We start from the raw sequence: 515 nt of genomic DNA on the forward strand, positions 1-515 counted from the left end.
AGAACTGATCGACTGCCCGATGCCTCCTCCGGTCTTCAGCCAGGCACACCGCTGGCTGTATGCACAACCGGCCGGCTCTCACGAATGGGGCGCACTTTCCGATGCCGACCTGGGCATTTACGTCTGTGGCGACTGGTGCCTGTCCGGTCGCGTCGAAGGCGCATGGCTCAGCGGCCAGGAAGCTGCACGCCGTCTGCTGGAACACCTCAAGTGAATACCATCAATCCCCGCAAACTGCTGCTGTCGAAATGGACCGCAGCAGTGCCGCTCAACCGCGAAAAACACTTTCTGGTGACCGAGCTGTTCAAGGACGAGGAAGGCACGGTCCTGGAGATTGAACTGCAAGCCGTGATGACTCACCGCAGCGAACGCTTGCCGTGGCAGGTCCTGCAGAACTCCGAGGTCTGGCGCATGGGCTGGAAGTGAGCGGGCCCGCTTCCTGAATAAACACGCCTGAAATTCTTGTACAAAGAATTTGACTTGTACAGCTACAAACCTATGATGAGACAAGTTGT

2 protein-coding genes are annotated in these 515 nt (G+C 57.7%); both read left to right on the forward strand.

The window, feature by feature from the left end:
• A partial coding sequence (locus NRB16_RS29315; protein WP_257107627.1) for an FAD-dependent oxidoreductase occupies positions 1-214 on the forward strand: 214 nt, incomplete at its 5' end.
• Positions 211-426: a TIGR02450 family Trp-rich protein gene (locus NRB16_RS29320; protein ID WP_025258617.1), complete on the forward strand. Its 216-nt coding sequence runs from the start codon at positions 211-213 to the stop codon at positions 424-426. The genes NRB16_RS29315 and NRB16_RS29320, both read left to right, overlap by 4 nt.
• The last annotated feature ends 89 nt before the right edge of the window (positions 427-515 follow it).

Source organism: Pseudomonas sp. LJDD11 (assembly GCF_024584215.1).
Taxonomy (GTDB): Bacteria; Pseudomonadota; Gammaproteobacteria; order Pseudomonadales; family Pseudomonadaceae; genus Aquipseudomonas.